The organism is Pseudomonas sp. MF6755 (assembly GCF_016405635.1).
In the GTDB taxonomy this organism is placed as follows: Bacteria; Pseudomonadota; Gammaproteobacteria; order Pseudomonadales; family Pseudomonadaceae; genus Aquipseudomonas; species Aquipseudomonas haemolytica.
In genome coordinates, this window is sequence record NZ_JAEKDA010000044.1 from 1 (window position 1) to 3,833 (window position 3,833).

Genomic DNA, 3,833 nt, shown 5'->3' on the forward strand with positions numbered 1-3,833 from the left:
TTGAAGAAATCTTCGAAAGCTTCTGAAAATAATCACTTGACAGCAAATGAGGCTGCTGTAGAATGCGCGCCTCGGTTGAGACGAAAGATCTTAACCAACCGCTCTTTAACAACTGAATCAAGCAATTCGTGTGGGTGCTTGTGGAGTCAGACTGATAGTCAACAAGATTATCAGCATCACAAGTTACTCCGCGAGAAATCAAAGATGTAACCAACGATTGCTGAGCCAAGTTTAGGGTTTCTTAAAAACCCAAAGATGTTTGAACTGAAGAGTTTGATCATGGCTCAGATTGAACGCTGGCGGCAGGCCTAACACATGCAAGTCGAGCGGTAGAGAGAAGCTTGCTTCTCTTGAGAGCGGCGGACGGGTGAGTAATGCCTAGGAATCTGCCTGGTAGTGGGGGATAACGTTCGGAAACGGACGCTAATACCGCATACGTCCTACGGGAGAAAGCAGGGGACCTTCGGGCCTTGCGCTATCAGATGAGCCTAGGTCGGATTAGCTAGTTGGTGGGGTAATGGCTCACCAAGGCGACGATCCGTAACTGGTCTGAGAGGATGATCAGTCACACTGGAACTGAGACACGGTCCAGACTCCTACGGGAGGCAGCAGTGGGGAATATTGGACAATGGGCGAAAGCCTGATCCAGCCATGCCGCGTGTGTGAAGAAGGTCTTCGGATTGTAAAGCACTTTAAGTTGGGAGGAAGGGCATTAACCTAATACGTTAGTGTTTTGACGTTACCGACAGAATAAGCACCGGCTAACTCTGTGCCAGCAGCCGCGGTAATACAGAGGGTGCAAGCGTTAATCGGAATTACTGGGCGTAAAGCGCGCGTAGGTGGTTTGTTAAGTTGGATGTGAAATCCCCGGGCTCAACCTGGGAACTGCATTCAAAACTGACTGACTAGAGTATGGTAGAGGGTGGTGGAATTTCCTGTGTAGCGGTGAAATGCGTAGATATAGGAAGGAACACCAGTGGCGAAGGCGACCACCTGGACTGATACTGACACTGAGGTGCGAAAGCGTGGGGAGCAAACAGGATTAGATACCCTGGTAGTCCACGCCGTAAACGATGTCAACTAGCCGTTGGGAGCCTTGAGCTCTTAGTGGCGCAGCTAACGCATTAAGTTGACCGCCTGGGGAGTACGGCCGCAAGGTTAAAACTCAAATGAATTGACGGGGGCCCGCACAAGCGGTGGAGCATGTGGTTTAATTCGAAGCAACGCGAAGAACCTTACCAGGCCTTGACATCCAATGAACTTTCTAGAGATAGATTGGTGCCTTCGGGAACATTGAGACAGGTGCTGCATGGCTGTCGTCAGCTCGTGTCGTGAGATGTTGGGTTAAGTCCCGTAACGAGCGCAACCCTTGTCCTTAGTTACCAGCACGTAATGGTGGGCACTCTAAGGAGACTGCCGGTGACAAACCGGAGGAAGGTGGGGATGACGTCAAGTCATCATGGCCCTTACGGCCTGGGCTACACACGTGCTACAATGGTCGGTACAGAGGGTTGCCAAGCCGCGAGGTGGAGCTAATCCCACAAAACCGATCGTAGTCCGGATCGCAGTCTGCAACTCGACTGCGTGAAGTCGGAATCGCTAGTAATCGCGAATCAGAATGTCGCGGTGAATACGTTCCCGGGCCTTGTACACACCGCCCGTCACACCATGGGAGTGGGTTGCACCAGAAGTAGCTAGTCTAACCTTCGGGAGGACGGTTACCACGGTGTGATTCATGACTGGGGTGAAGTCGTAACAAGGTAGCCGTAGGGGAACCTGCGGCTGGATCACCTCCTTAATCGACGACATCAGCTGCTCCATAAGTTCCCACACGAATTGCTTGATTCATTGAAGAAGACGATAAAGAAGCAGCCCGAAATTGGGTCTGTAGCTCAGTTGGTTAGAGCGCACCCCTGATAAGGGTGAGGTCGGCAGTTCGAATCTGCCCAGACCCACCAATTTTGTGTGGGAAACGCCTGTAGAAATACGGGGCCATAGCTCAGCTGGGAGAGCGCCTGCCTTGCACGCAGGAGGTCAACGGTTCGATCCCGTTTGGCTCCACCACTACTGCTTCTGAAGTTTGAAAGCTTAGAAATGAGCATTCCATCAATGCGATGGTGAATGTTGATTTCTAGTCTTTGATTAGATCGTTCTTTAAAAATTTGGGTATGTGATAGAAAGATAGACTGAACGTTACTTTCACTGGTAACGGATCAGGCTAAGGTAAAATTTGTGAGTTACTCGTAATTGAGTATTATCGAATTTTCGGCGAATGTTGTCTTCACAGTATAACCAGATTGCTTGGGGTTATATGGTCAAGTGAAGAAGCGCATACGGTGGATGCCTTGGCAGTCAGAGGCGATGAAAGACGTGGTAGCCTGCGAAAAGCTTCGGGGAGTCGGCAAACAGACTTTGATCCGGAGATGTCTGAATGGGGGAACCCAGCCATCATAAGATGGTTATCTTGTACTGAATACATAGGTGCAAGAAGCGAACCAGGGGAACTGAAACATCTAAGTACCCTGAGGAAAAGAAATCAACCGAGATTCCCTTAGTAGTGGCGAGCGAACGGGGACTAGCCCTTAAGTGGCTTTGAGATTAGCGGAACGCTCTGGAAAGTGCGGCCATAGTGGGTGATAGCCCTGTACGCGAAAATCTCTTAGTCATGAAATCGAGTAGGACGGAGCACGAGAAACTTTGTCTGAATATGGGGGGACCATCCTCCAAGGCTAAATACTACTGACTGACCGATAGTGAACTAGTACCGTGAGGGAAAGGCGAAAAGAACCCCGGAGAGGGGAGTGAAATAGATCCTGAAACCGTATGCGTACAAGCAGTGGGAGCCCACTTTGTTGGGTGACTGCGTACCTTTTGTATAATGGGTCAGCGACTTATTTTCAGTGGCGAGCTTAACCGAATAGGGGAGGCGTAGCGAAAGCGAGTCTTAATAGGGCGTCTAGTCGCTGGGAATAGACCCGAAACCGGGCGATCTATCCATGGGCAGGTTGAAGGTTGGGTAACACTAACTGGAGGACCGAACCGACTACCGTTGAAAAGTTAGCGGATGACCTGTGGATCGGAGTGAAAGGCTAATCAAGCTCGGAGATAGCTGGTTCTCCTCGAAAGCTATTTAGGTAGCGCCTCATGTATCACTGTAGGGGGTAGAGCACTGTTTCGGCTAGGGGGTCATCCCGACTTACCAAACCGATGCAAACTCCGAATACCTACAAGTGCCGAGCATGGGAGACACACGGCGGGTGCTAACGTCCGTCGTGAAAAGGGAAACAACCCAGACCGTCAGCTAAGGTCCCAAAGTTATGGTTAAGTGGGAAACGATGTGGGAAGGCTTAGACAGCTAGGAGGTTGGCTTAGAAGCAGCCACCCTTTAAAGAAAGCGTAATAGCTCACTAGTCGAGTCGGCCTGCGCGGAAGATGTAACGGGGCTCAAACCATACACCGAAGCTACGGGTATCACGTAAGTGATGCGGTAGAGGAGCGTTCTGTAAGCCTGTGAAGGTGAGTTGAGAAGCTTGCTGGAGGTATCAGAAGTGCGAATGCTGACATGAGTAACGACAATGGGTGTGAAAAACACCCACGCCGAAAGACCAAGGTTTCCTGCGCAACGTTAATCGACGCAGGGTTAGTCGGTCCCTAAGGCGAGGCTGAAAAGCGTAGTCGATGGAAAACAGGTTAATATTCCTGTACTTCTGGTTATTGCGATGGAGGGACGGAGAAGGCTAGGCCAGCTTGGCGTTGGTTGTCCAAGTTTAAGGTGGTAGGCTGGAATCTTAGGTAAATCCGGGATTCTAAGGCCGAGAGCTGATGACGAGTTA

At 50.5% G+C, this 3,833-nt stretch carries 2 tRNA genes and 2 rRNA genes; all 4 read left to right on the top strand.

From position 1 onward, the window contains the following. Window positions 1-261 precede the first annotated feature (261 nt). Window positions 262-1,798, top strand: a 16S ribosomal RNA gene (locus JFT66_RS29565). An 83-nt stretch (window positions 1,799-1,881) separates the two neighbouring features. Continuing rightward, window positions 1,882-1,958 (top strand) — tRNA-Ile (locus JFT66_RS29570). 30 nt (window positions 1,959-1,988) lie between these two features. Beyond that, window positions 1,989-2,064 (top strand) — tRNA-Ala (locus JFT66_RS29575). Window positions 2,065-2,313: 249 nt separating this feature from the next. Continuing rightward, window positions 2,314-3,833: ribosomal RNA gene (locus tag JFT66_RS29580) — 23S ribosomal RNA — on the top strand; the annotation flags it as partial.